The following is a 23,230-nucleotide window of genomic DNA, read 5'->3' as shown; positions in this document are numbered from 1 at the left end:
AGGTTTGCAGGGAAGATTTACGAGTATAGCAGAGCGCCAGGCAAAGACATAAGGGCCGGGCCCCGTCAATGGCGGGCCCGCGCAGCCGTGTCAGGCGCCCCGCGCAAACTCCGCCGCCGCCTGCCCGGCCGCCGTGCCGGATGCCCACGCCCACTGGAAGTTGTAGCCGCCGAGCCAGCCCGTCACGTCCACCGCCTCGCCGACGAAGAACAGCCCCGGCACCCGCGCGCTCATCATCGTCGCCGACGACAGTTCGCGCGTATCGACGCCGCCCTTCGTCACTTCGGCCTTCTTGTAGCCCTCGGTGCCGTTCGGCGTCAGCGTCCAGCCGGACAGCGCGTCGCCGATCTGTCGCAGCGTCTTGTCGGGCAGGTCCGCGAGCCGCGCATCGGCCGCGACACGGTGCGTGTCGAGCCAGACGTGAGCGAGGCGCGACGGCACCCAGTCCGCGAGCAGCGAGCCGATCTGGCGCTTCGACGTGCGCTTCGCGTCGAGCAGGTCGGCCACCGCGTCGCGCTGCGGCAGCAGGTCGATGCGGATCGGATCGCCGGACTGCCAGTAGCTGGAAATCTGCAGGATGCCGGGGCCCGACAGGCCTCGATGGGTCAGCAACAGGTCCTCGACGAATTCGCCGCCGCGCTTCTTGTCGCCGGTCGACACGCGCACTTCGAGCGACACGCCGGACAGCGCCGCGAACGGCTCCCAGTCCTGCTGCGCAAAGGTGAGCGGCACGAGCGCGGGCCGCGTATCGACGAGCTTGTGGCCGAACTGCTTCGCGAGCCGGTAGCCGAAGTCGGTCGCACCGATCTTCGGGATCGACAGGCCGCCGGTGGCAACGATCAGCGCGCGTGCGCGGATCGGCCCCGCCTGCTGCGTGTCGAGCGTGAAGCCATCGGCCGACGCGTGGCGCACCGCGTCGACGACCACCGGCCGGCGCCAGGCAATGCCGCCCGCGTCGCATTCGTGCTTCAGCATGTCGATGACCGCGTCGCTGCCGTGATCGCAAAAGAGCTGCCCCTTGTGCTTTTCGTGCCAGGTGACGTGATGGCGCTTGAGCAGCCCGAGGAAGTCGCGCGGCGTGTAGCGTGCAAGCGCCGAGCGCGCGAAATGCGGATTCGACGACAGATAGTTGTCGGGGCCCGCGTAGAGATTCGTGAAGTTGCAGCGGCCGCCGCCCGAGATGCGGATTTTCTCGGCGAGCCGCGGCGCGTGGTCGATCAGCACCACGCGGCGGCCGAGTTGCCCGGCGACCGCGGCGCTCATCATCCCGGCGGCGCCCGCGCCGATCACGGCGATGTCATAAGTTTCCATGGCGCGGATTGTACCTGCCCGGCCGCGCACCCGGGCCGCACCCCAGCGGCGGCAGGCCCTCGCCTGCTATAATTTGCGGTTACGTTTACCTTCCCGCGGCGCGCTCGACGCAGCTCGCCCCGCCTCTACCATGCTCGTTCTCGGCATCGAAAGCTCCTGCGACGAAACCGGCCTCGCGCTCTACGACACGCAGCGCGGCCTGCTCGCGCACGCGCTTCATTCGCAGATCGCGATGCACCGCGAATACGGCGGCGTCGTGCCCGAGCTCGCATCGCGCGACCACATCCGCCGCGCGCTGCCGCTGCTGGAGGAAGTCATGGCGCAAAGCGGCACGCACCGCGAGGACATCGACGCGATCGCATTCACGCAAGGCCCCGGCCTCGCCGGCGCGCTGCTGGTCGGCGCGAGTATCGCGAACGCGCTCGCGCTGGCATGGAACAAGCCGACCGTCGGCATCCATCACCTCGAAGGCCATCTGCTGTCCCCGCTGCTCGTCGACGAGCCGCCGCCGTTCCCGTTCATCGCGCTGCTGGTGTCGGGCGGCCACACGCAGCTGATGCGCGTGACCGATGTCGGCGTGTACGAGACGCTCGGCGAGACGCTCGACGACGCGGCCGGCGAAGCCTTCGACAAAACGGCGAAGCTGATCGGCCTCGGCTACCCGGGCGGCCCGGAAGTGTCGAAGCTCGCGGAAACGGGCACGCCCGGCGCCGTCGTGCTGCCGCGCCCGATGCTCCATTCGGGCGATCTCGACTTCAGCTTCAGCGGCCTGAAGACGGCCGTGCTCACGCAGATGAAGAAGTTCGAGGCGGCAAAACTCGAAGACGAAGCGCTCGAACGCGCGAAGGCCGATCTCGCGCGCGGCTTCGTCGACGCGGCCGTCGACGTGCTCGTCGCGAAGTCGCTCGCCGCACTCAAGAAGACGAAGCTCAAGCGCCTCGTCGTCGCGGGCGGCGTCGGCGCGAACCGCCAGTTGCGCGCGGCGCTGTCGGCCGCCGCGGCCAAGCGCGGCTTCGACGTGCACTATCCGGATCTCGCGCTCTGCACCGACAACGGTGCGATGATCGCGCTCGCCGGCGCGTTGCGGCTCGGCCGCTGGCCCGAGCAGGCGAACGCCGACTACGCGTTCACGGTGAAACCGCGCTGGGATCTCGCGTCGCTCGCACGCTGATTCGCACGACGCACCGGCACGTTTCGGAATACGCCAGCCAAAACACAAAGGCCGCTCGATCGAGCGGCCTTTTCCGTTGCAGCGGCAAAACGCCGCAGCGGCACAACGTTACGCGGCGTGCCGCTTGTCGCGCTCGATCAGCGCATACGCGCTGTGATTGTGGATCGACTCGAAGTTCTCGGCTTCGAGCACATAGGCGACCACGCGCTCGTCCGCATCGAGACGCTGCGCGACGTCGCGCACCAGATCCTCGACGAACTTCGGGTTTTCGTACGCACGCTCCGTGACGAACTTCTCGTCCGGACGCTTCAGCAAGCCCCACAGCTCGCACGACGCCTCTTCTTCCGCGATGCGGATCAGCGCCTCGACCGGCAGGTCGGCCGCGAGCTCGGCGTCGATCGTCACGTGCGAGCGCTGGTTGTGCGCGCCGTACTGCGAAATCTTCTTCGAGCACGGGCACAGGCTCGTCACCGGCACGAGCACCTTCAGGAACAGGCGCGCTTCGCCGTTGCGGCTTTCGCCCGCGAGCGTCACTTCATAGTCGAGCAGGCTCTGCACGCCCGACACCGGCGCCGTCTTGTTCACGAAGTACGGGAACGTGACCTCGATGCGGCCGGCCTCGGCTTCCAGCTTCTCGAGCATCGACGCGAGCATCGCGCGGAAGCGCTCGACCGTCAACGGCGCACGATTCTCCTCGAGCAGCGCGACGAAGCGCGACATGTGCGTGCCCTTCTGATCGGCAGGCAGGCGCACGTCGAGATTCCAGACGCCGACGGTCGGCTGCACGTCGCCGCTCTCGGTGCACACCGTCAACGGATGCCGGACCGCCTTCACGCCCACGCGCTGAATCGGAATCTGGCGGGTATCCACCGTGCTCTGCACGTCGGGCATCACGAAGGCGGGATTCATCTGGTTCATCTTGTTCAATCCTTGTAAGCCGCGCGTCCGACGACGCGCACGCCGCGTCATGCGGCAGCCGGAAAAGCAACATGGGCCCGCAGGCCCATGTTTTCCGCATCAATGTAGACCGGTTGCGCCAGTCGCACCGACGCCGCCCGCAGGCGGCGCCAGCTTATGCGACGCGCTTCGCCTGACCGGCGACATCGGCCGCCGGGCTCAGGAAGCGTTCGCGAATCGACTTCGCGATGCCCGCGCCGTCGAGGCCGCATTGCGACAGCAGCTTCGCGGGATCGCCGTGATCGATGAACTGGTCAGGGAGGCCCAATTGTATTACGGGTCGGATAACCCCACTGTCCATCAGGGCTTCGACGCAGGCCGAGCCCGCGCCGCCCATCACGCAGCCTTCCTCGACCGTGACGAGGTAGTCGTGCGTCTCGGCGAGTTCACGCACGAGCGCCGCATCGACGGGCTTCACGAAGCGCATGTTCGCGACCGTTGCATCGAGCTCCTCGCCCGCCACGAGCGACGGCGCGACCATCGTGCCGAACGCGAGAATCGCGACGCGCTTGCCTTCCGGCTGCGACGTGCGGCGACGCACTTCGCCCTTGCCGAGCGGAATTTCGGTGAATTCCTTCACCGTCGCCACACCCGTGCCCGCGCCGCGCGGATAGCGCACCGCGGTCGGGTTCGGCTGCTGAAGCGCCGTGTGCAGCATCTGGCGGCACTCGTTCTCGTCGGACGCTGCCATGATCGTCATGTTCGGAATGCAGCGCATGAACGCGAGATCGTACGCGCCCGCGTGCGTCGCACCGTCCGCGCCGACGAGGCCCGCGCGGTCGATCGCGAACACGACCGGCAGGTTCTGCAGCGCGACGTCGTGGATCAGCTGATCGTACGCACGCTGCAGGAACGTCGAGTAGATCGCGACGACGGGCTTCAGCCCTTCGGTCGCGAGGCCGCCCGCGAACGTCACCGCGTGCTGCTCGGCGATGCCGACGTCGTAATAGCGATCCTTGAAACGCTTCTCGAACTCGACCATGCCCGAGCCTTCGCGCATCGCGGGCGTGATGCCGACGACGCGCGAATCGCGCTCGGCTTCATCGCACAGCCATTCGCCGAACACCTGCGTGTACGTCTTCTTCGCGGGCGTGGTCGACGGCTTGATGCCTTCTGCCGGGTTGAACTTGCCGGGGCCGTGGTAGAGCACGGGATCGGCTTCGGCGAGCTTGTAGCCCTGGCCTTTCTTCGTCACCACGTGCAGGAATTGCGGGCCGCGCAGTTCGCGGATGTTCTGCAGCGTCGGGATCAGCGAATCGAGATCGTGACCGTCGATCGGGCCGATGTAGTTGAAGCCGAACTCTTCGAACAACGTGGCCGGCACGACCATGCCCTTCGCGTGCTCCTCGAGCTTGCGCGCGAGTTCGAGCACCGGCGGCGCGACGCTCAGCACGCGCTCGACGCCCGCGCGCGCGGCCGCGTAAAAGCGGCCCGACATCAGGCGGGCGAGATGGCGGTTCAGCGCGCCGACCGGCGGCGAAATCGACATGTCGTTGTCGTTGAGGATCACGAGCAGCTTCGCATCCTCCGACACGCCCGCGTTGTTCATCGCCTCGAACGCCATGCCGGCCGTCATCGCGCCGTCGCCGATCACCGCGATCGAGAAGCGGTCGTCGCCGTTCAGCTGGCTGCCGATCGCCATCCCGAGCGCCGCCGAGATCGACGTGCTCGAGTGCGCGGTGCCGAACGTGTCGTATTCGGACTCGCTGCGGCGCGGGAAACCCGAGATGCCGTCGTACTGGCGCAGCGAATGCATCTGGTCGCGGCGGCCCGTCAGGATCTTGTGCGGGTAGGTCTGATGACCCACGTCCCAGACGATCCGGTCGTTCGGCGTGTTGAACACGTAGTGCAACGCGATCGTCAGCTCGACCGTCCCGAGGTTGGACGACAGATGGCCGCCCGTCTTCGACACGCTGTCGAGCACGAACGCGCGCAGTTCATCCGCGAGCGGTTGGAGTTGGCGACGATCGAGGCGGCGCAGATCCGCCGGGTCGTCGATGGTTTTCAGCAAGTCGTACATCGTCGTTCCATTGTAGGAAATCAAACGCGCCCGCATTCTATTGCACGCACCGTAGCGTGTGCGCAGCGGCGGGCTTCGCGTCAGCTGACCCGGTTCACCACCAGGTCGGCAAGTTCGGCGAGACGCTGTGCGCGTGCGCCGAACGGTTTCAGCGCATCGTGCGCTTCGGCGCGCAGCTGGGCCGCGAGCTCACGCGATGCGTCGAGGCCGAGGATCGATACGTACGTCGGCTTGTCGTTCGCCGCATCCTTGCCGGCCGTCTTGCCGAGCGTCGCCGAATCGGTCGTGACGTCGAGAATGTCGTCGACGACCTGGAAGGCCAGACCCACGGCACCCGCGTAAACGTCGAGCGCGGCCATCGCTTCCGCCGACGGCGTCTCGCCTGCCAGCGCGCCCATCCGCACGGCGGCACGCAGCAGCGCGCCCGTCTTCATCCGGTGCATCGTCTCGAGCTGTTCGCGCGTCAGCTTCAGGCCGACGCTCGCCAGGTCGATCGCTTGGCCGCCGGCCATGCCGATCGAGCCGCTCGCCAGCGCCAGCTCGCGCACGAGCGCAGCCTGCTGCACCGGAGTCAGTGCCGCGGCGTCGGTCAGCGCGACGAATGCCTGCGACTGCAGCGCATCGCCGACCAGCAGCGCCGTCGGCTCGTCGTACTGCACGTGCACGGTCGGCTTGCCGCGTCGCAGCGCATCGTCGTCCATGCACGGCATGTCGTCGTGCACGAGCGAGTAAACGTGGATCATCTCCAGCGCCGCCGCCGCTGCGTTGCGCGCCGCTTCGGTCGCGCCGGTCAGTTCGCCTGCTGCATGGCACAGCAGCGGGCGAACGCGTTTGCCGCCGCCGAGGACCGCGTAGCGCATCGCTTCGTGAAGTCGCGTGGGCACTACATTATCAGCCGGCAAATAGTGGCCGAGTGCGTCCTCGACACGGTCTAGCACGGACCGCATCCATTGTTCGAATGTCATAGATCGTCGTCTTCGCCGTCCGTGGCGGCCGTTCCGGACGAAAGCGGCTTCAGCGTCGCGCCGTCGAGCACGCGAACCTGCTGCTCCACTTTCTCGAGCTGCTGTTGGCAAAACGCAACGAGGGTCGCACCGCGGCGATACGCCGCCAGTGAATCCTCGAGGCTCAACGCGCCGCCTTCCATCCGGGCAACCAGCGTCTCGAGTTCCGCGAGCGCCATCTCATAATTGTCCGGCAACGGTTCGGTGCCATTGCCGGGCGGCGTGGCGCCTGGGGATGCGGTTTTCGCCATGGACGAGGGTGTCAAATTTCAAAACAAGTCGGACATTCTACGGCAAAAGAGAATTCTCCGATCTGCCGACGTGGGCAGCCCGGCACATCTTCCGGCCCCATCTTCGACACACGGGGTGCGCACTCGGATTGCCTGCCGACAAAAAATTGACACAAATCAGGCACTTAATCCTAGCCTTGCGAGGCGAACCGGGTATAATTCCGCGTTTCCCTAAATCGATTTTTCGATGGTTGGGTTGTTCACTGCTTTCACGCTAACACCGGGAGTGGGAATGTCCAATCTGAGCGATGCGCTTCAGTTGAAGTCGGCTCACAGCCAGCTTCCAGTCACTGCATATTTCGATGAGGCGCTCCTTGAGCGCGAGATCGAAATCCTCTTCAAGAAAGGACCTCGTTACGTCGGGCACGAATTGATGGTGCCCGAGGCGGGGGATTATTTTGCGCTGCCGTCCGAGAAGGAAGGCCGCGTGCTGGTCCGCAACCCGGCGAACCAGATCGAACTGCTGTCGAACGTGTGCCGCCACCGGCAGGCGATCATGCTGAACGGGCGCGGCCACACACAGAACATCGTGTGTCCGCTGCACCGCTGGACATACGATCTGGAAGGCCAGCTGCTCGGCGCGCCGCACTTCCCCGACAAGCCGTGCCTGAACCTCGGCAAGAGCCCGCTGCAGAACTGGCAGGGGTTGCTGTTCGAGGCCGAAGGCCGCAACGTCGCGCGCGATCTCGCGAACCTCGGCACGAAGCATCACTTCGACTTCTCCGAGTATCACTTCGATCACGTCGAAGTGCACGAGTGCGACTACAACTGGAAGACGTTCATCGAGGTCTACCTCGAGGATTATCACGTCGTTCCGTTCCACCCGGGCCTCGGCAGCTTCGTGTCGTGCGACGATCTCAAATGGGAGTTCGGCGACTGGTACAGCGTGCAGACGGTCGGCGTGCACAACGCCCTCGCGAAACCGGGCAGCGCGACCTACCAGAAGTGGCACGAGCAGGTGCTCAAGTTCCGCAACGGCGTGCCGCCGGAGTTCGGCGCGATCTGGATGGTCTACTACCCTGGCCTGATGATCGAGTGGTATCCGCACGTGCTCGTCGTGTCGTGGCTGATTCCGCGCGGCCCGCAGAAGACGACCAACATCGTCGAGTTCTATTACCCCGAGGAAATCGCACTGTTCGAGCGCGAGTTCGTCGAGGCCGAGCGCGCCGCCTATATGGAGACGGCCGTCGAGGACGACGAAATCGCGATGCGGATGGACGCAGGCCGCCGCGCACTGATGGCGCGCGGCGAATCGCAGGTCGGCCCGTACCAGAGCCCGATGGAAGACGGCATGCAGCACTTCCACGAGTTCCTGCGCCGCCACCTCGGCGACATCTGACCGCGCGCGGCGCGCCGGCGCCGCATGGCATTCGGCATATGAAAAGACGGGTTTCGGCCCGTCTTTTTTTGTTTAGACTTGGAGTATCAGGCCGTTTGCACTCCAGGGAGCCGTCATGCCACATACCCACTACACCACGCTCATCTCCGCAGCCAATCTCGCCGAGCGGCTGGCCGCGGCGCCGGGCAGCGTCGCCGTGTTCGACTGCCGCTTCGATCTCGTCGATCCGGGCGCGGGCGAAGCCGCCTATGCGACCGGCCATATTCCCGGCGCGCAGTATCTCCATCTCGACCGCGACCTGTCCGGCCGCAAGACCGGCACCAACGGCCGCCATCCGCTGCCGACCCGCGACGCATTCGCGACGCTGATCGCCAGCCGCGGCGTCAAGCAGGGCCAGCAGGTCATCGCCTATGACGCACAAGGTGGCGCCTATGCGGCGCGGCTATGGTGGCTGCTGCGCTGGCTCGGGCACGATTCCGTCGCGGTGCTCGACGGCGGCCTGCAGGCATGGGAAGCGGCCGGCCAGCCGCTGACCGCCGACGTGCCGCACCCGGCCGCCGGCGACTTCCGCGCAACGACCCCGCTCGAATCGACGGTCGATGCGGCGGCCGTGCTCGCGAACGTGACGTCGGCCAAACGCGTCGTGATCGATGCGCGCGCACCGGATCGCTATCGCGGCGAAAACGAAACGATCGATCGTGTCGGCGGCCACATTCCCGGCGCACGCAACCGGTTCTTCAAGGACAACCTGGCCGCCGACGGCCGCTTCAAGACCGGTCATGAACTGCGCGAGACGTTCACCACGCTGCTCGCCGGCACCGAACCGAACAGCGTGATTCTGCAATGCGGGTCCGGCGTGACCGCATGCCACAACGCGCTCGCGCTCGAAATCGCGGGGTTGCATGGCGCGTCGCTGTATCCGGGCTCGTGGAGCGAATGGAGCGCCGATCCGTCGCGACCGATCGCGACCGGCCCTAACCCATAAGCACCTGCGTGGCGCGACGACAAGGCGGCGGCATCTGCCGCCGCTTCTTCGCTTACATCACGCCGTACTTGTGGAACCACTCGATCGCGCGCTTCCAGCCGTCCTCGGCATCGCCCTTCACGTAACTCGGCCGATAATCGGCGAAGAACGCGTGACCCGCATCCGGATACACGACGATCTCCGATTGGCGCGCGAGCTTCGAGTCGCTCGTCTGGATCGCCTTGCGCATGTCCGCGAGCGACGCCTGCGTGATGTTCGTGTCCTTCTCGCCGTACAGCCCGAGCACGGGCACCTTCAGCAACGACGCATGATCGACCGGATTGAACGGCGTCATCTCGTCGGTCGCGCCCTCGACGAACCCATACCATGCGACAGCCGCCCGCACGTGCGGATTGTGCTCCGCGTACAGCCACGCCTGGCGGCCGCCCCAGCAGAACCCCGTCACACCGAGACGCGACAGGTCGCCGCCGTTCTTGCCGGCCCATGCGACGGTCGCATCGAGATCCTCGGTGACCTGCCGGTCGGGCACCTTGCTGATGATGTTGTCGAACAGCTCCTTCATCGTCGGATACTTCGATGCATTGCCCTGGCGCGCGAACAGGTCGGGCGCGATCGCCAGATAGCCGAGCTTCGCGAAGCGACGGCAGACGTCGGCGATGTGCGCATGCACGCCGAAAATCTCGTGAATCACGATGACGACCGGCAGGTTCGTCTTGTCGACCGGCTGCGCGCGATACGCGGGGATGCTCGCGTCGCCCGAGCGGATCTCGATGGTGTCGACGTCCAGCCCGCTGCTGTCGGTCGTGATGGTCTGCGCCGACACGGGCAGCACGGCCGCCGCGAAGGTGCCGCCCAGCGCGGCCTGCATGAACTTGCGGCGCGAGAACGGAACGTGGGGAACCAGGCTGTCGACTTCGGGTTTCAACATGAATGCACTCCTCGATTGGGCGCCGCCGTCACGGCCAGGGACTCGCCCCGGCACCACGCCGGCGGACGGCGCGGATGTCGCGGCGGTGGCACCCCGCCGCAAGCGGAAACCCGGACAAGATGCCCAATAATCCGTTGTCGCGTCAACTGTCAGATGTGTAAGACTCGATTACGACGATGCGATGCCGTGGCACCCAACGGTATCGATAACCGCGGCAACCCGGCCCGGCAAGGCCATGCGCGGCACGATGCGGCGAGCGCCGGCTCGCGCGCGAATGTCCGTGGATTGAATCGAAATGACGCGCAATGAACAGGCCCGGTGCGTGAATCCGCGGTCAACCGCACCTGAAACGACAACGGGCAGGAAACACGCTCGATGCACGTTCCCTGCCCGTCGGTGCACGAACCGCGCGGTCAGTGCAGCTTGACGCGCGGCAGCGTCGTGCGGCGCAGCCAGTGCGCGAACGTATCGAGCACCATGCGCGGATAGCCGTGCAGCGCCGCGATGTGCAGGCGGTACAGCGACATATACATGAAGCGCGCGAACAGCCCTTCGATCAGCATGTTGCCGCCGATCAGCCCGCCCATCAGGTTGCCGACTGCGCTGAAGTGACCGAGCGACACGAGCGAACCGAAATCGCGATACGTGAACTCGGGCAACTGACGTCCGTCGAGCCGGCAGCCGATCGCCTTCAGCAGAAAGCTCGCCTGCTGGTGCGCGGCCTGCGCGCGCGGCGGCACGTTGCGCTCATTGCCGGGCCATACGCATGCCGCGCAATCGCCGAGTGCGAAGACGTTGTCGTCGGTGAAGGTCTGCAGCGTGCGGCGCACGTCGAGCTGGCCGAGCTTGTTGACCTGGAGGCCATCAAGATTCGACAGCACGGACGGTGCCTTGATGCCGGCCGCCCAGACCGTGAGATCCGCGCGCACCGACTTGCCGCTCGCCGTATGCACGAAACCCGGCGCGACCTCGGTCACGCGCTCGGCAAGCATCAAACGCACGCCGAGCTTTTCCAGCAGCTCGGCCGTTGCGGTCGAGACGCGCTCCTGCAGCGCAGGCAGAATCCGCGGCCCCGATTCGATCAGCACGATGCCGACGTCGTGCTGCGGGTCGAGCTTGTGCAGCCCATAGACGGACAGCACCTGCGCGGTGTTGCGCAGTTCAGCGGACAGCTCGACGCCCGTCGCACCGCCGCCGACGATCACCACCTGGATGCGCGGCTCGTCCGCCGCTCCCGGCGCGGGCTGCGCCGGCGCCTGGTGCTCGGCGCGCATGCACGCGGCGATCAGGCGCTTGCGGAAGCGCTCGGCCTCGCCGACCGTATCGAGCGCAATCGCATTTTCAGCCGCGCCCTGCACGCCGAAGAAATGCGTCGTGCTGCCGATCGCGATCACGAGCGTGTCGTATTCCAGGTCGCGCGCAGGCAGCAGTTCCGCGCCGTCGCTGTCGTTGACGGGCGACAGCGTGATGCGCTTCGCCGCGCGATCGAGCGCGGTCAGTTCGCCCTGCTGAAACTCGAAGCCATGCCAGCGCGCCTGGGCTGCGTATTCGAGTTCCTGCGTGAACGGGTCCATGCTGCCGGCCGCGACCTCGTGCAGCAATGGCTTCCAGATGTGGGTCGGATTGCGGTCGACGAGCGTGACGAGCGCACGCGCGGGACGATTGCCGCGCGCGCCGTAACGGTCGCCGAGCCGCGTCGCCAGTTCCAGGCCGCCCGCGCCTCCGCCTACGATGATGATCCGATGCATCCGATTCCCCCTTTGCGATTCGAAACTGCTGCCGCCGGACGATGCAGACGCGATGCGTTCGCGCCGCCCGTTGGATTAACCGGTTCGGACATCATCGATGTGCAGTTCGAAACACTTCGATGCGCCGACGCCGGAACGCGGGGCGCGCTGCCCCCGCGACAATGACCTGACTGACATGCATTGTCCGGGAGCTTGCGCGTTGACCACAAGCAAACCATCTCGATATTCAGCATCCCTGCAACAATATGCCGCGGGACGCGGGAATCACGCGGGGGTGCGTCAGTGTGCCTCTTCCCAGTTCGCGCCGGCACCCACTTCAGCGACCAGCGGCACCTTCAGCTTCGCCACACCGCACATCATTTCCGGCAGTTTCTCGCGCACGAGCGACAGTTCGTCGTCGGGCACCTCGAGCACCAGTTCGTCGTGCACCTGCATGATCATCCGCGATGCGAGCTGGTCGCGCGTGAGCCAGTCGTCCACCGCGATCATCGACAGCTTGATCAGGTCGGCCGCCGTGCCCTGCATCGGTGCATTGATGGCCGCACGTTCAGCGGCCTGGCGGCGCGGGCCGTTGCCGCCGTTGATCTCCGGCAGCCACAGGCGGCGGCCGAAAACGGTTTCGACGTAGCCCTTTTCCTTCGCTGCCGCGCGCGTGTCCTCCATGTACTGCGCGACGCCCGGATAGCGCGCGAAATAGCGGTCGATATACAGCTTCGCCGCATCGCGCGTGATGCCGAGGTTCGACGCGAGGCCGAACGCGCTCATCCCGTAGATCAGCCCGAAGTTGATCACCTTCGCGATCCGGCGCTGATCGGAGTTGACCTCCAGCGGCGTCACGCCGAACACCTCGGCGGCCGTTGCGCGGTGGATGTCCTCCCCCTGCGAAAACGCGCGCAGCAGCGACGCGTCGCCGGAAATGTGCGCCATGATCCGCAATTCGATCTGCGAATAGTCGGCCGACACGATGCGGTGACCCGGCGACGCGATGAACGCTTCGCGGATCCGCCGGCCCTCGGCCGTGCGCACCGGAATGTTCTGAAGATTGGGATCGTTCGACGCGAGGCGGCCCGTGACCGCGACGGCCTGCGCATAGTTCGTGTGCACGCGGCCCGTCGCCGGATTCACCATGCGCGGCAGCTTGTCGGTGTAGGTCGACTTCAGCTTCGACAGCCCGCGATGCTCGAGCAGCAGCTTCGGCAGCGGGTAATCCTCGGCCAGCTTCTGCAGCACTTCTTCGTCGGTCGACGGAGCGCCGCTCGGCGTCTTCTTCACGACCGGCAACTGCAGCTTCTCGAAGAAGATCTGCCCGATCTGCTTCGGCGAGCCGAGATTGAATTCGCCGCCGGCCAGTTCGTACGCTTGGCCCTCGAGTTCGATGAGCCGCGTCGCGATCTCGCTGCTTTGCGCCTGCAGGCGTGCGTCGTCGATCAGCACGCCGGTGCGCTCCATCTTGCGCAGCACGAGCGACACCGGCATCTCGATCTCGCGATACACGCGCTCGAGGCCCGGTTCGCGCGCAACCTGAGGATACAGCGCGTGATGAAGCTGCAGCGTGATGTCCGCATCTTCGGCGGCGTACGCCGCGGCCTGCTCGAGCGCCACTTCGTCGAAGCCGATCTGCTTCGCGCCCTTGCCGGCCACGTCTTCATACTTGATCGTCTTGACGCCCAGATGGCGCAGCGCGAGGCTGTCCATGTCGTGCGTGCGGTGCGATTCGAGCACGTACGATTCGAGCAGCGTGTCGTGCTCGATGCCGTTCAGCGCGATGTCGTAGTTCGCGAGCACCTGCGCGTCGTACTTCAGATGCTGGCCCACCTTCTTGCGGTCGGCCGATTCGAGCCACGGCTTCAGGCGCGCGAGCACGTCGTCGATCGGCAACTGCTCGGGCAGGTCGGGGCCGCGGTGCGCGACCGGAAGATACGCGGCCTTGCCCGGCTCGACCGAGAACGACAGGCCGACGAGCCGCGCGGTCATCGGATCGAGCGAGGTGGTTTCGGTATCGAATGCGGTCAGTGCGGCCGCATCGATCTTCGCGAACCATGCGTCGAACTGTTCCCAAGTCTGGATCGTGTCGTATTCGCGGACGATGTCCGCCGCGACCACTTGCGCCGGCTCGCCTTCCGGCGCATCGGCGCCGCCGCCTTCGGCGGGCGCGCTGTCGACTTCGCGCAGCCACGTCTTGAAGCCGTATCGCGCGAAGATGTCGCGCAGCAGGTCGCGCGCTTCGCCGTCGCTCTTCAGCGACGCTTCGATCGATTCGAGATGCGGTGCGAGATCGCAGGCCGTGTCGACGGTCACGAGCTTGCGGCCGAGCGGCAGGAAGTCGAGCGCGCGGCGCAGGTTGTCGCCGACCACGCCCTTGATCTCGCCCGCGTGTTCGATCACGCCGTCGAGGCTGTCGTATTGCGACAGCCATTTCACGGCCGTCTTCGGCCCGCACTTCTCGACGCCGGGCACGTTGTCGACGGTGTCGCCGATCAGCGCGAGGTAGTCGATGATCCGCTCGGGCGGCACGCCGAACTTCTCGATCACGCCGCCGCGATCGAGCGTCTCGTTGGTCATCGTGTTGACGAGCGTGACGTGATCGGTGACGAGCTGCGCGAGGTCCTTGTCGCCGGTCGACACGATCACGTTCATCCCGTGCCGCTCGGCTTCGCGCGCGAGCGTGCCGATCACGTCGTCGGCCTCGACGCCCTCGACCATCAGCAGCGGCCAGCCTAGCGCACGGACCGCGCCGTGAATCGGCTCGACCTGCAGTGCAAGATCGGGCGGCATCGACGGACGGTTTGCCTTATAGTCGGCATAAAGGTCGTCGCGGAACGTCTTGCCCTTTGCATCGAACACGCAAGCGCTATACTCTGCACTGACTTCCTTGCGCATACGGCGCAGCATGTTGATGATTCCGTAGAGCGCTCCGGTCGGCTCCCCGCCAGGGCCACGCAAATCAGGCATCGCATGGTAAGCCCGATACAGATAGCTCGAACCGTCAACCAATAGCAGGGTCTTACCTTCCAGATTTCGTTCTTCAGGCATTATGAACAAGAGAAAAGTGATTCCGAGTCTGCGTTCGCTCGCAGATCAAGAACGCGCGACGGCCAAGAAGGCGCGCGCATCGTGGCAGATGTTCACGATTATGGCAGAGTTTATCGAGGCGACCGAGTACCTGTCGGAGATCCGCCCGGCCGTCAGCATCTACGGTTCTGCCCGTCTCAAACCGGACACGCCGCACTACAAGCTGGCCGTGCAGATCGCGCGCAAGCTGTCCGACGCCGGCTTCGCGGTGATCTCCGGCGGCGGTCCCGGCATCATGGAAGCCGCGAACAAGGGTGCGCACGCCGGCAAGGCGCCGTCGGTCGGCCTGAACATCGAGTTGCCGCACGAGCAGGCGGGCAACCACTACCAGGACATCTCGCTGCGCTTCCGCCACTTCTTCACGCGCAAGGTCACGTTCGTGAAGAATTCCGACGCGGTGATCGTGATGCCGGGCGGCTTCGGCACGCTCGACGAGTTGTCCGAGGTGCTCACGCTGATCCAGACGAAGAAGTCGCGCCTCGTGCCGATCATTCTCGTGGGTAGCACGTTCTGGCAGGGGCTGCTGCAGTGGTTCCGCGACCAGCTGATTCCGATGGGCCTCATCAATCCGGAAGACATGAATCTGATGCAGGTGATCGACGATCCCGACCAGGTGCTCGACGCCGTGCTCGCGTTCTACGAGGACAGCGGCGAGGAAGAAGGCGCGGACGGCGAAGACCATCCGCCGCGGCCCGAAGAAGACCGCATGTTCTATCTGTAATTCGATCGGTACGATGGCCTGCCTCACGGCCGGCATCCCGTCTCCCGCGCGGCAGGCATGGCAATTCCGCCACCTGCCGCGCGTCATTTTGTAACGCCGTGTTAATCCCGCCGTGCAGCCGGGCGCCGCCGAATGTCAAATCCGGGCAGCCTGCATCGCGCAATGCGATCGACGCTTCCCATGCCCGGCCCGCCATTGTCAAATCGTGCAGCCCGTCATCGATCCGGCAAGCGTGCCTGACGTCAATCCACCGTAACAAACCCGTCTCGCCTTTTTCGCGCCGCGCCTGCACACTGCATCTCGTCGGCGTGGCGTCCCCCCGGTGGAACGATCCCCCTCGCGTCCATCGCGTCGCGCCGGCCTTTGACAACGACATCACGGAAAACAACATGAAACGCTCACTGATCGCCCTCGCCTTCGCCGGCCTCGGTCTTTCGCTGTCCGGCCTTGCCCATGCCGTCAACGTCGACGTCAACATCGGCACGCCCGCGCCGGTCGTCGTCGCGCCCGCGCCTGTCGTGGTCGCACCGGCGCCTGCGGTCGTGATCGGCTGGCACGGCGATCGCTACTGGGACGGCCGCCGCTACTGGGAGCGTCGTGAGTGGGAAGATCATGAGCGCCATCGCGGTCACGGCGGCTACCATTGCCCGCCGGGACACGCGAAGAAGGGCGAGTGCTGAGCGTCTAGGTGCGGGGTCGATCGGGCCCGCGCACTGCAGGACAAAGAACAAGGCCGCACGTGAACGAAAGTTCGCGTGCGGCCTTTGTCGTTACGCCCGCGGCTTGCGCGGCGTTCACCTCACTGAAACGCCACTTCCGCAAAGCTCCGCAGCTTGCGGCTATGAAGCTTGTCGAGCCCGTTCGTGCGCAGAATCTCCATCGCCTTCACGCCGATCTGCAGATGCTGGTCGACCTGGCCGCGATAGAACGTGTCGGCCATGCCCGGCAGCTTCAGCTCGCCGTGCAGCGGCTTGTCCGATACGCACAGCAGCGTGCCGTACGGCACGCGGAAACGGAAACCGTTGGCGGCGATCGTCGCGCTTTCCATGTCGAGCGCGATCGCGCGGCTCTGCGACAGCCGCTGCACGGGCTCGCGGTGATCGCGCAGTTCCCAGTTGCGGTTGTCGACGCTCGCGACCGTGCCCGTGCGCATCACGCGCTTCAGTTCGGCTCCGTCGAGACGCGTGACCTCGGCCACGCCGCGCTCGAGCGCGAGCTGCACTTCGGCGAGCGCCGGGATCGGCACCCACAGCGGCAGGTCCGCATCCAGCACGTGATCCTCGCGCACGTAACCGTGCGCGAGCACGTAGTCGCCGAGGCGCTGCGTGTTGCGCAGGCCCGCGCAGTGGCCGAGCATCACCCAGGCATGCGGACGCAGCACCGCGATGTGATCGGTGATCGTCTTCGCGTTCGACGGACCGACACCGATGTTGACCATCGTGATCCCGCTGCCGTCCGCGCGCTTCAGGTGATACGCGGGCATCTGCGGCAGCCGCGGCGGCGCGGCGCCCTCGGCCGGCTCGCTGCCGAGGTTCGCGTTGTACGTGATGACGTCGCCCGGCTCGACGAACGAACTGTACTGGCTGCGGTACGCGCGCACGTCCGGATCGGTGCTTTCCGTCATCATCGCGCGGCCGAGCTTCACGAACTCGTCGATGTAGAACTGATAGTTCGTGTAGAGCACGTAATTCTGGAAGTGCGTGGGCGACGTCGCCGTGTAGTGACGCAGCCGGTGCAGCGAAAAGTCGACGCGCGCGGCGGTGAACAGCGCGAGCGGATGCGGCTCGCCGGGTGCCGGCTCGAACGTGCCGTTGACGATGCGGTCGTCGAGGTACGACAGGTCGGGTGTGTCGAAGATATCGCGCATCGCGAGCAGGCGGTCGCGATCGAGCTCGCCTTCGAGGTGGATGCCTTCGGGAAACGCGAAGTGAACCGGAATCGGCTGCGACGACACGCCGATCTCGATCTTCACATGGTGGTTCTTCGACAGCAGGCGCAGTTGCTCGCGATAGTAGTTCGCGAACAGGTCGGGACGCGTGACGGTCGTCTCGAACACGCCGGGGCCCGCAACGAAACCGTACGAACGGCGCGAATCGACGTGCGTGTTGACGTCGGTGCGAATCCGCACGAACGGATAGCACGCGCGCACGTGCTCGGTGATCGATTCATGGCGGCGATAACGCGCGAAGGCGTCGCGCAGGAAACCCGTATTGGTGTCGTAGATGGCCGACAGCCGCGCGACGGCGGCAACGGAATCGTCGAATGCTTCGACGGGCGGGCTCTCGGGCGTCAGCACCCGATGCCGGCGGCTCAAATCGTTCTTCATTTTCATCACCTCGTCTGATCGAACGACATTACCACGGAACCCGATCACGCTCATGGCCGCCCGCTTGCACGCCGCTTGCACGCGAGGGCCGGGCCGCGCGCAGTATTTGCTAAAATCGGAAGGTTCACTGGAGACTCATCATGAAGCCGCTCATTCTCGTCGCCGCTGCCGCCGTGCTCGCTGGCACGTTTGCCGCCGCCTACGCCGCCGGCGGCACGCCCGACGCCGACGCGCAGGCCCGGGCCGAGGCCAACGAAGCCGCCGGCCTGCCCGATCTCCGCAAGATCAACCGGCCGGGCGCCGAAGTCACGTCGAAAGTCGACTTCGCCGACATTCGCCGCACGCCGAGCTTCCATGAAAAGAGCAAGAACGGCACCGAGGTCACCGAGTATCGCGATCGCGGCAAGCCGGTCGAGATCGACGTGAAGTCGAACTTCGGCACGCGCTACCAGATGAGCTCGACGCTCGACACGTCGCCGAAGCCGCACGACGCAGGCGTCCCGATCACGCGCCTGCCGTCGGTGAACCTCCGCTACTGATTTCCCCCCGCGCCGCGTCGATCCCGACGCGGCGCGCCGGCTTTCCCTTCACCTCCTGTCGCGCCGCACGCCGCGCGCGTGCCGACAACTGACCAGACGCATCTCGCATGGCCGTTTTCACCGCTGTTTCCGACTCCGATCTCGCGCAATGGATGCGCCACTACGAACTGGGCGACGTGCTGGCGTTCCGCGGCATTCCGTCCGGCATCGAAAACAGCAACTTCTTCCTGACGACGACGCGCGGCGAATACGTCCTGACGATTTTCGAAAAGCTGACGGCGGAACAGCTGCCGTTCTACCTCGATCTGATGCGCCATCTGGCCAGCCACGGCGTGCCGGTGCCGGATCCGGTCCCGCGCGACGACGGCGCGCTGTTCGGCGAACTGCACGGCAAGCCGGCCGCGATCGTCACCAAGCTCGATGGCGCCGCCGAACTCGCACCGGGGGTCGAACACTGCATCGAGGTCGGGCAGATGCTCGCGCGCCTGCACCTCGCGGGGCGCGACTATGCGCGCCACCAGCCGAACCTGCGCAGCCTGCCGTGGTGGCAGGAAAACGTGCCGGCGATCGTCCCGTTCATTTCCGACGCGCAGCGCACGCTGCTCGAGGACGAACTCGCCCATCAGGCCGCGTTCTTCTCGTCGGACGACTACGCGGCGCTGCCGAGCGGCCCGTGCCACTGCGACCTGTTCCGCGACAACGTGCTGTTCGCGCACGCGGCGCCCGGCACCGGTCATGACGTCCGGCTCGGCGGCTTCTTCGATTTCTATTTCGCGGGCTGCGACAAATGGCTATTCGACGTCGCGGTGACCGTCAACGACTGGTGCGTCGACCTCGCGACGGGCGTGCTCGACGTCGCGCGCGCGGATGCGCTGCTGCGCGCGTACCAGACGGTCCGGCCGTTCACGGCCGAGGAGCGCCGCCACTGGAGCGACATGCTGCGCGCGGGCGCGTACCGCTTCTGGGTGTCGCGCCTGTACGATTTCTACCTGCCGCGCGCGGCTGAAATGCTGAAACCGCACGACCCCGGTCATTTCGAACGCATCCTGCGTGAGCGTATCGCCCACACGCCCGCGCTTCCCGAGACCCATACCGCATGCAACTGATCGAAGTGCCCGCGAAAGCGGGCTATGTCTGGTTCCGTCAAGGCATCTGGCTGTTCCGCCGGAACCCGCTCGCGTTCATCACGCTGTTTTTCACGTACCTGCTGGCGATCACGCTGGTGTCGATGGTGCCGGTCATCGGCGCGGCGCTGCCGCTGCTGTTCATCCCCGGCATCGCAGTCGGCTTCATGGCCGCGTGCCGCGACACGGTGGCCGGCAAGCCGGTGATGCCGACGATCCTCATCGACGGCTTCCGCTCGTACGGCACCGTGACGACGCAGCGGCTGCTCGTGCTCGGCGTGGTCTACGTCGCGCTGATGGTGCTGGTGTTCGCCGCGTCGTCCGTTGTGGACGGCGGCGGGCTGCTCACCATGATGCTGGGCGCGACGAGCGAAACGAGTCCGACGCCGGAAGCGCTTGCCGCGCAAGGCACGCTCGGCGCGCTGCTGCTGGCGACGCTGCTCTACGCGCCGGTCGCGATGCTGTTCTGGTTCGCGCCGGTGCTCACCGCATGGCACGACATCCCGCCCGCCAAGGCTCTGTTCTTCAGCATCGTCAGTTGCTGGCGCAATCGCGGCGCATTCGTGGTGTACGGGCTGCTGTGGTTCGGCGTCGCGCTCGGCACGTCGTTCGGCCTGTCGCTGCTGCTGCAGGCGCTCGGCGCGGGCGCCTACGTGCTGACGATCATGATGCCGGTGACGATCATCATCGTCACGATGATGTACTGCTCGTTCTACGCGACTTATCGCGGCTGCTTCGGCGTGCAGGAACCGGGAGCCGCGACGCCCGCGTCGGGCCGCTGAGTCGGGCCGTTGACGCAGACTCGGCCGGCGCACGCCGCCGGCCGTCCATCTCCCTTCCCGGCCCCGGCGCCCCAACCTTCGCGCCGCCCCCTGTTCAATCGAATCCGTTGCGCGCAAAATAATTTGCATGCAAATCGTTAGCGCGTCCGCCGCGCCCCCGAATCATGGACCGCCTCCCCCCGCTGCCCCAGACGCTCGACGAGCAACTGTGCTTCGCGCTCTATTCGACTTCGCATGCGATGACGAAGGCGTACAAGCCGCTGCTCGACAAGCTGTCGCTGACCTATCCCCAATATCTTGCAATGCTCGTGCTGTGGGAGCGCGACGACATCGCCGTGAAGGACATCGCCGCCCGCCTCGACCTTGACCCTGCTACCGTCACGCCGCTGCTGAAGCGGCTCGAGGCGCTCGGCTACGTCGAACGCGTGCGCAGTGCGACCGACGAACGCGTCGTCAACGTGCGCCTGACCGCGGAAGGCCGTGCGCTGAAGCTCAAGGCGCGCTCGGTGCCCGCCGATCTCTTCTGCGCGATGCAGCAAACGCCCGAGTTCCTGGTCCGGCTGCGCGCGGATCTCCAGCAATTGCGCAACGCGCTGGCGGCCGCCAACGAAGGCTGACGGCACATCGATCTCAAACAAGCCCGACGCTGCCGGGCTTTTTCTTCAAAATTTCATTTGCACACAAATCATTTGTGTTCTATATTTCGTTCGTGGCCGGCGACACCCCGTCCGACCGGACCGCTTCCTACCACTCTTCCGACAGGAGCTGCACCATGAACATTCTGTACAAGACCAGCGCCACGAGCACGGGCGGCCGCGACGGCCGCGCGGTATCCGCCGACAACAAGCTGGAAGTGAAGCTGGCCGCGCCGCGCGAGCTCGGCGGTACGGGCGCGGAAGGCACGAACCCGGAGCAGCTGTTTGCCGCAGGTTACTCGGCTTGTTTCCTGAGCGCGATGAAGTTCGTCGCCGGCCAGAACAAACAGGCGCTGCCGGCCGACACGCAAGTGACCGCGGAAGTGGGCATCGGCCCGAACGATGCCGGTGGCTTCGGGCTCGACATCGAACTGCGCGTGTCGCTGCCGGGGCTCGACAAGGCCGACGCACAGGCGCTGGTCGACAAGGCGCACCATGTGTGCCCGTATTCGAACGCGACGCGCAACAACGTGCCGGTGCGCCTGACGGTCGTCTGACGCAACGCGCGGCGCCGAATGCAAAAAGGGCGTGTGCGGCTGCTTGCCACACACGCCCTTTTGCGTGATTCGCCGGACCGGCTGGTGAGCCGGCCCGCGCTGCGCTGCTTAGCGCGAGCCGAACGAGAACGGACGGTTCATCGCCGCTTCGCGATCGATCTTGCGCATGCGGAATTCGAGATCGTAGATGTCGGTTGCTTCGGACAGGTACGCATCGGCGCGCTCTTTCGCGGCCTTTTCAGCGTTCTTGGTCAGCATCAGGAAGAGGTGGCTCAGCAGGTACATGGTCGATCTCGCAATCCAAAGGTTCTTTGACTAGGGTTTTCCCGGATTATAGGGAAAACCCTAGCCTTTGACCAGCGTCGATCAGACGGTGCGTCGTTCGGTCGCCACAGTGCGCCGATTCTCTTCGAAAAAGGACCAGATCATCGCGCTCGCATCGGGGCCGACCGCCGCATGAAACGGCACCGCTTCGTCGCCGCCCGCCCATGCGTGTTCGAGCCCTTTCACGTGACAGAGCCGCACGATCGACTCGCCGTCGCGACGCACGTCGGTGATCTGCGCGCCTGCCTCGCGCGTTTCCACGCGCTCGCCACCGCGCAGTGCGCCGCGGCTGTCCGCGAGCCCGTTCAGGCGCATGAACTGCACCATCAACTGGTCCGCATTCTTCGGCGCGACGACATGGTCCCGGTCGCCCTGCACGATCAGCACGGGCATGCCCGGATACGCGCCAGCATCGACGACCGTGTCGACCACCGCGGCCGGATTCTGCCGGAGGCCGCGCCGCATCACGTCCATCGCGCTGATCCCGGAATTCGCCTCGCCGAGCGCGGGGCCGGAGTGCAGCGCCACCGCCGCGAAGCGATCCGGGTGGTGCAGCGCGAGCAGTGCCGCCAGGCCCGCGCCGGCCGACAGCCCGGCGACGTAGACGCGCGATGCGTCGAAGCCGTGCTCGTCGACGAGCGCGTCGACGAGCGACGCGACCGCATCCGCCTCGCCGCGGCCCGCGCGGTCGGTGTCTTCGTACCAGTGCCAGCAGCCGTGCGAGTGCGCGCGGACCGACTGCTCCGGATACAGCACGGCGAAGCCGTACTTGTCGGCCAGCAGGTTCATCCGGGTGCCCTGCGCGAACTCGTCGACCGATTGCTGGCAACCGTGCAGCATCACGACGAGCGGTATCGCACCGCGCCGCCGGCCAGGCGGAACGTACAGCCCGTAGGCGAGCTGCTGGACCAGGCGGCCGAGCGCGGGCGCCATCGGGTGTTCGCCGCGCGTCCACTCGCCGGCCGCCCATGCAGCCGCGCGCGGCCGCACGCGCGACTCACGCGGCGGGGACAGATCGGTCGCGGCGGGCGACGCCGCAGCCTCGAGCGTATCGCGCGCGATACGCTGTGCATCGCGCGCCGCACGTTTGGCGGCCGGAGACAGCATACGTTTCATGCCGCCCAGCCATACCTTCGTCAGACTTTTGGTCATCGATCGGGCTCGCAGTCAGGAAAAATAGGGGGACACCACTCGGTGCATCGTTCGACTTTGTGCAATGCACCATAACATTGTTTCTGGGATTTTTCCTGCGCGCGGATAGTTCCGCCGCGCGGCAAAAAACGGGCCTCGAGCATACGCGGCGCTATACTGGGGTTTAGCCGCTTGTATCCGTTGTAGTCGTTCTTCCCGGCTCGCGCGTTGATTTAAGCATTCGTCCCGCCTCTGCTCGTTCCCCT

21 protein-coding genes are annotated in these 23,230 nt (G+C 66.0%); 10 read left to right on the top strand and 11 right to left on the bottom strand.

The genetic code is table 11. The annotated features are described in order from the left end of the window. Positions 1–90: 90 nt before the first annotated feature. Positions 91–1,311 carry a BaiN/RdsA family NAD(P)/FAD-dependent oxidoreductase gene (locus ACV22V_RS02995; RefSeq protein ID WP_175906500.1) on the bottom strand — a complete coding sequence of 407 codons (1,221 nt, stop codon included), beginning with the start codon at positions 1,309–1,311 and terminating at the stop codon, positions 91–93. Positions 1,312–1,441: 130 nt separating this feature from the next. Here ACV22V_RS02995 and tsaD point away from each other — a divergent pair, with 130 nt between their 5' ends. After that, positions 1,442–2,482 (top strand): tRNA (adenosine(37)-N6)-threonylcarbamoyltransferase complex transferase subunit TsaD, encoded by a 1,041-nt coding sequence (gene tsaD / locus ACV22V_RS02990; protein ID WP_448012944.1) that lies wholly within the window; start codon positions 1,442–1,444, stop codon positions 2,480–2,482. Positions 2,483–2,590: 108 nt separating this feature from the next. Here tsaD and folE2 read toward each other — a convergent pair whose 3' ends face one another. The 4 genes from folE2 to ACV22V_RS02970 all read right to left on the bottom strand — a co-directional run bounded on the left by folE2 (position 2,591) and on the right by ACV22V_RS02970 (position 6,714). Continuing rightward, a complete protein-coding gene (gene folE2, locus ACV22V_RS02985; protein WP_059819618.1) occupies positions 2,591–3,400 on the bottom strand; it encodes a GTP cyclohydrolase FolE2 in 810 nt (269 codons plus the stop codon). 154 nt (positions 3,401–3,554) lie between these two features. Continuing rightward, positions 3,555–5,459 carry a 1-deoxy-D-xylulose-5-phosphate synthase gene (gene dxs / locus ACV22V_RS02980; RefSeq protein WP_059531480.1) on the bottom strand — a complete coding sequence of 635 codons (1,905 nt, stop codon included), beginning with the start codon at positions 5,457–5,459 and terminating at the stop codon, positions 3,555–3,557. A gap of 80 nt (positions 5,460–5,539) precedes the next feature. After that, complete coding sequence (locus tag ACV22V_RS02975; RefSeq protein ID WP_448012943.1) at positions 5,540–6,424, bottom strand: polyprenyl synthetase family protein; 885 nt, start codon at positions 6,422–6,424, stop codon at positions 5,540–5,542. Then, on the bottom strand, positions 6,421–6,714 hold the full coding sequence (locus ACV22V_RS02970; protein ID WP_006479428.1) for an exodeoxyribonuclease VII small subunit: 294 nt from the start codon (positions 6,712–6,714) through the stop codon (positions 6,421–6,423). Before ACV22V_RS02970 ends, ACV22V_RS02975 begins: the two co-directional genes overlap by 4 nt. Before the next feature lie 271 nt (positions 6,715–6,985). Between ACV22V_RS02970 and ACV22V_RS02965 the strand changes: the two genes are divergently transcribed. Continuing rightward, positions 6,986–8,092, top strand: a complete 1,107-nt coding sequence (locus tag ACV22V_RS02965) for an aromatic ring-hydroxylating oxygenase subunit alpha (RefSeq protein ID WP_448012942.1) — start codon at positions 6,986–6,988, stop codon at positions 8,090–8,092. Between the two features lie 115 nt (positions 8,093–8,207). Continuing rightward, a complete protein-coding gene (locus ACV22V_RS02960) occupies positions 8,208–9,077 on the top strand; it encodes a sulfurtransferase (protein WP_059531487.1) in 870 nt (289 codons plus the stop codon). 52 nt (positions 9,078–9,129) lie between these two features. Here the strand turns inward: ACV22V_RS02960 and ACV22V_RS02955 are convergent, their stop codons facing one another. The 3 genes from ACV22V_RS02955 to polA form a co-directional block, all read right to left on the bottom strand. Beyond that, on the bottom strand, positions 9,130–10,005 hold the full coding sequence (locus tag ACV22V_RS02955) for a dienelactone hydrolase family protein (RefSeq protein WP_059699882.1): 876 nt from the start codon (positions 10,003–10,005) through the stop codon (positions 9,130–9,132). Positions 10,006–10,418: 413 nt separating this feature from the next. Then, positions 10,419–11,753, bottom strand: coding sequence for an NAD(P)/FAD-dependent oxidoreductase (locus ACV22V_RS02950; RefSeq protein WP_059531493.1), 1,335 nt, complete (start codon positions 11,751–11,753; stop codon positions 10,419–10,421). A gap of 279 nt (positions 11,754–12,032) precedes the next feature. After that, positions 12,033–14,786 (bottom strand): DNA polymerase I, encoded by a 2,754-nt coding sequence (gene polA / locus ACV22V_RS02945; protein WP_059699880.1) that lies wholly within the window; start codon positions 14,784–14,786, stop codon positions 12,033–12,035. Position 14,787: 1 nt separating this feature from the next. Between polA and ACV22V_RS02940 the strand changes: the two genes are divergently transcribed. Beyond that, positions 14,788–15,546, top strand: coding sequence for an LOG family protein (locus ACV22V_RS02940; RefSeq protein WP_059531499.1), 759 nt, complete (start codon positions 14,788–14,790; stop codon positions 15,544–15,546). 389 nt (positions 15,547–15,935) lie between these two features. Beyond that, positions 15,936–16,226: a hypothetical protein gene (locus tag ACV22V_RS02935; RefSeq protein WP_059531502.1), complete on the top strand. Its 291-nt coding sequence runs from the start codon at positions 15,936–15,938 to the stop codon at positions 16,224–16,226. Between the two features lie 119 nt (positions 16,227–16,345). Here the strand turns inward: ACV22V_RS02935 and ACV22V_RS02930 are convergent, their stop codons facing one another. Then, positions 16,346–17,872: an AMP nucleosidase gene (locus tag ACV22V_RS02930; RefSeq protein ID WP_448012941.1), complete on the bottom strand. Its 1,527-nt coding sequence runs from the start codon at positions 17,870–17,872 to the stop codon at positions 16,346–16,348. A 140-nt stretch (positions 17,873–18,012) separates the two neighbouring features. Here ACV22V_RS02930 and ACV22V_RS02925 point away from each other — a divergent pair, with 140 nt between their 5' ends. From ACV22V_RS02925 to ACV22V_RS02905, 5 genes are all read left to right on the top strand, one after another. Further along, a complete protein-coding gene (locus tag ACV22V_RS02925) occupies positions 18,013–18,411 on the top strand; it encodes a hypothetical protein (RefSeq protein WP_059699878.1) in 399 nt (132 codons plus the stop codon). A 107-nt stretch (positions 18,412–18,518) separates the two neighbouring features. Then, positions 18,519–19,517, top strand: coding sequence for a homoserine kinase (locus ACV22V_RS02920; protein ID WP_059531505.1), 999 nt, complete (start codon positions 18,519–18,521; stop codon positions 19,515–19,517). Further along, complete coding sequence (locus ACV22V_RS02915; RefSeq protein WP_059531507.1) at positions 19,508–20,317, top strand: BPSS1780 family membrane protein; 810 nt, start codon at positions 19,508–19,510, stop codon at positions 20,315–20,317. Before ACV22V_RS02920 ends, ACV22V_RS02915 begins: the two co-directional genes overlap by 10 nt. A gap of 164 nt (positions 20,318–20,481) precedes the next feature. After that, positions 20,482–20,934, top strand: a complete 453-nt coding sequence (locus ACV22V_RS02910) for a MarR family winged helix-turn-helix transcriptional regulator (RefSeq protein ID WP_448012940.1) — start codon at positions 20,482–20,484, stop codon at positions 20,932–20,934. A 155-nt stretch (positions 20,935–21,089) separates the two neighbouring features. Further along, complete coding sequence (locus ACV22V_RS02905) at positions 21,090–21,509, top strand: organic hydroperoxide resistance protein (protein WP_031399791.1); 420 nt, start codon at positions 21,090–21,092, stop codon at positions 21,507–21,509. A 108-nt stretch (positions 21,510–21,617) separates the two neighbouring features. Here the strand turns inward: ACV22V_RS02905 and ACV22V_RS02900 are convergent, their stop codons facing one another. Together ACV22V_RS02900 and ACV22V_RS02895 are read right to left on the bottom strand one after the other, a co-directional pair. Beyond that, positions 21,618–21,794 carry a DUF3563 family protein gene (locus ACV22V_RS02900; RefSeq protein ID WP_006753395.1) on the bottom strand — a complete coding sequence of 59 codons (177 nt, stop codon included), beginning with the start codon at positions 21,792–21,794 and terminating at the stop codon, positions 21,618–21,620. Positions 21,795–21,875: 81 nt separating this feature from the next. Continuing rightward, positions 21,876–22,985, bottom strand: coding sequence for an extracellular catalytic domain type 1 short-chain-length polyhydroxyalkanoate depolymerase (locus ACV22V_RS02895; protein WP_059689613.1), 1,110 nt, complete (start codon positions 22,983–22,985; stop codon positions 21,876–21,878). Positions 22,986–23,230 lie beyond the last annotated feature (245 nt).

This window comes from Burkholderia sp. AW33-5 (assembly GCF_053427615.1).
This window is presented reverse-complemented; position numbering and strand designations above follow the sequence as displayed.

Bases quoted from the DNA above. Each gene is read 5' to 3' on its own strand.
- ACV22V_RS02995 (WP_175906500.1), bottom strand. From the start codon at position 1,311: ATGGAAACTTATGACATCGCCGTGATCGGCGCGGGCGCCGCCGGGATG.
- tsaD (WP_448012944.1), top strand. From the start codon at position 1,442: ATGCTCGTTCTCGGCATCGAAAGCTCCTGCGACGAAACCGGCCTCGCG.
- folE2 (WP_059819618.1), bottom strand. From the start codon at position 3,400: ATGAACCAGATGAATCCCGCCTTCGTGATGCCCGACGTGCAGAGCACG.
- dxs (WP_059531480.1), bottom strand. From the start codon at position 5,459: ATGTACGACTTGCTGAAAACCATCGACGACCCGGCGGATCTGCGCCGC.
- ACV22V_RS02975 (WP_448012943.1), bottom strand. From the start codon at position 6,424: ATGACATTCGAACAATGGATGCGGTCCGTGCTAGACCGTGTCGAGGAC.
- ACV22V_RS02970 (WP_006479428.1), bottom strand. From the start codon at position 6,714: ATGGCGAAAACCGCATCCCCAGGCGCCACGCCGCCCGGCAATGGCACC.
- ACV22V_RS02965 (WP_448012942.1), top strand. From the start codon at position 6,986: ATGTCCAATCTGAGCGATGCGCTTCAGTTGAAGTCGGCTCACAGCCAG.
- ACV22V_RS02960 (WP_059531487.1), top strand. From the start codon at position 8,208: ATGCCACATACCCACTACACCACGCTCATCTCCGCAGCCAATCTCGCC.
- ACV22V_RS02955 (WP_059699882.1), bottom strand. From the start codon at position 10,005: ATGTTGAAACCCGAAGTCGACAGCCTGGTTCCCCACGTTCCGTTCTCG.
- ACV22V_RS02950 (WP_059531493.1), bottom strand. From the start codon at position 11,753: ATGCATCGGATCATCATCGTAGGCGGAGGCGCGGGCGGCCTGGAACTG.
- polA (WP_059699880.1), bottom strand. From the start codon at position 14,786: ATGCCTGAAGAACGAAATCTGGAAGGTAAGACCCTGCTATTGGTTGAC.
- ACV22V_RS02940 (WP_059531499.1), top strand. From the start codon at position 14,788: ATGAACAAGAGAAAAGTGATTCCGAGTCTGCGTTCGCTCGCAGATCAA.
- ACV22V_RS02935 (WP_059531502.1), top strand. From the start codon at position 15,936: ATGAAACGCTCACTGATCGCCCTCGCCTTCGCCGGCCTCGGTCTTTCG.
- ACV22V_RS02930 (WP_448012941.1), bottom strand. From the start codon at position 17,872: ATGAAGAACGATTTGAGCCGCCGGCATCGGGTGCTGACGCCCGAGAGC.
- ACV22V_RS02925 (WP_059699878.1), top strand. From the start codon at position 18,013: ATGAAGCCGCTCATTCTCGTCGCCGCTGCCGCCGTGCTCGCTGGCACG.
- ACV22V_RS02920 (WP_059531505.1), top strand. From the start codon at position 18,519: ATGGCCGTTTTCACCGCTGTTTCCGACTCCGATCTCGCGCAATGGATG.
- ACV22V_RS02915 (WP_059531507.1), top strand. From the start codon at position 19,508: ATGCAACTGATCGAAGTGCCCGCGAAAGCGGGCTATGTCTGGTTCCGT.
- ACV22V_RS02910 (WP_448012940.1), top strand. From the start codon at position 20,482: ATGGACCGCCTCCCCCCGCTGCCCCAGACGCTCGACGAGCAACTGTGC.
- ACV22V_RS02905 (WP_031399791.1), top strand. From the start codon at position 21,090: ATGAACATTCTGTACAAGACCAGCGCCACGAGCACGGGCGGCCGCGAC.
- ACV22V_RS02900 (WP_006753395.1), bottom strand. From the start codon at position 21,794: ATGTACCTGCTGAGCCACCTCTTCCTGATGCTGACCAAGAACGCTGAA.
- ACV22V_RS02895 (WP_059689613.1), bottom strand. From the start codon at position 22,985: ATGACCAAAAGTCTGACGAAGGTATGGCTGGGCGGCATGAAACGTATG.